Source organism: Paraclostridium benzoelyticum (genome assembly GCF_001006285.1).
Lineage (GTDB): Bacteria > Bacillota > Clostridia > Peptostreptococcales > Peptostreptococcaceae > Paraclostridium > Paraclostridium benzoelyticum.
The window spans coordinates 1-1,121 of sequence record NZ_LBBT01000300.1 but is presented as its reverse complement, the minus strand read 5'-3'; the positions used below and the strand labels follow the sequence as shown (position 1 = coordinate 1,121).

The following is a 1,121-nucleotide window of genomic DNA, read 5'->3' as shown; positions in this document are numbered from 1 at the left end:
AATTGGCAGACGCACCAGACTTAGGATCTGGCGCCTATGGCGTGGGGGTTCGACTCCCTTCATCCGCACCAATTGTACTATGCGGGAATAGTTCAGTGGTAGAGCGCAACCTTGCCAAGGTTGAAGTCGCGAGTTCGAATCTCGTTTCCCGCTCCAAATAAAAAATGTGGGTGCATAGCTCAGCTGGATAGAGCAACGCCCTTCTAAGGCGTGTGTCCGGGGTTCGAATCCCTGTGCGCTCACCACATTCATAGGGGATTCGCCAAGTCGGTAAGGCATAGCACTTTGACTGCTACATGCGTAGGTTCGAGTCCTGCATCCCCTGCCAAGTAAATAAAATGATCCATTAGCTCAGTCGGTAGAGCACCTGACTTTTAATCAGGGTGTCCCGCGTTCGAGTCGCGGATGGATCACCAATGGAGAGGTGTCCGAGTGGTTTAAGGAGCTGGTCTTGAAAACCAGTGATTCCGAAAGGGACCGTGGGTTCGAATCCCACCCTCTCCGCCAAATGCCCAGATAGCTCAGTCGGTAGAGCAGGGGACTGAAAATCCCCGTGTCGGTGGTTCGATTCCGCCTCTGGGCACCAAAATATGTGGCGGTATAGCTTAGTTGGCTAGAGCGTTCGGTTCATACCCGAAAGGTCACAGGTTCGACTCCTGTTACCGCTACCAATTTAAAGTGGACCTTTAGCTCAGTTGGTTAGAGCGCCCGGCTCATAACCGGTAGGTCCGGGGTTCGAGTCCCTGAAGGTCCACCACTTTAATAATTCAACAATTACTTCGAGGTGTAGCGCAGTTTGGTAGCGCACGTGGTTTGGGACCATGGGGCCGGGGGTTCGAGTCCCTCCACCTCGACCAAAATTATGGTGGGTATAGCTCAGTTGGTTAGAGCGCCAGATTGTGGCTCTGGAGGTCGTGAGTTCGACTCTCATTATCCACCCCATAAAAGTTGATCCATTAGCTCAGTCGGTAGAGCACCTGACTTTTAATCAGGGTGTCCCGCGTTCGAGTCGCGGATGGATCACCATTTTTTTATATATTGAAAAATGGCGACATAGCCAAGTGGTAAGGCAGTGGACTGCAACTCCTTGATCCCCAGTTCGAATCTGGGTGTCGCCTCCA

The 1,121-nt window shown here is 52.1% G+C and carries 12 tRNA genes; all 12 read left to right on the top strand.

Annotated features, from left to right (window positions below):
• Nucleotides 1–81: 81 nt before the first annotated feature.
• The 12 genes from VN21_RS15035 to VN21_RS14980 all read left to right on the top strand — a co-directional run bounded on the left by VN21_RS15035 (nucleotide 82) and on the right by VN21_RS14980 (nucleotide 1,121).
• Nucleotides 82–156, top strand: a tRNA-Gly gene (locus VN21_RS15035).
• Between the two features lie 12 nt (nucleotides 157–168).
• Nucleotides 169–245 (top strand) — tRNA-Arg (locus tag VN21_RS15030).
• A 7-nt stretch (nucleotides 246–252) separates the two neighbouring features.
• Nucleotides 253–328: transfer RNA gene (locus VN21_RS15025), tRNA-Gln, on the top strand.
• Between the two features lie 12 nt (nucleotides 329–340).
• Nucleotides 341–416 (top strand) — tRNA-Lys (locus tag VN21_RS15020).
• 2 nt (nucleotides 417–418) lie between these two features.
• Nucleotides 419–507, top strand: a tRNA-Ser gene (locus tag VN21_RS15015).
• Between the two features lie 3 nt (nucleotides 508–510).
• Nucleotides 511–586: transfer RNA gene (locus VN21_RS15010), tRNA-Phe, on the top strand.
• Nucleotides 587–594: 8 nt separating this feature from the next.
• Nucleotides 595–671, top strand: a tRNA-Met gene (locus VN21_RS15005).
• Nucleotides 672–680: 9 nt separating this feature from the next.
• Nucleotides 681–757 (top strand) — tRNA-Ile (locus tag VN21_RS15000).
• Between the two features lie 23 nt (nucleotides 758–780).
• Nucleotides 781–857: transfer RNA gene (locus tag VN21_RS14995), tRNA-Pro, on the top strand.
• An 8-nt stretch (nucleotides 858–865) separates the two neighbouring features.
• Nucleotides 866–942, top strand: a tRNA-His gene (locus VN21_RS14990).
• Nucleotides 943–950: 8 nt separating this feature from the next.
• Nucleotides 951–1,026 (top strand) — tRNA-Lys (locus VN21_RS14985).
• A gap of 21 nt (nucleotides 1,027–1,047) precedes the next feature.
• Nucleotides 1,048–1,121, top strand: a tRNA-Cys gene (locus VN21_RS14980).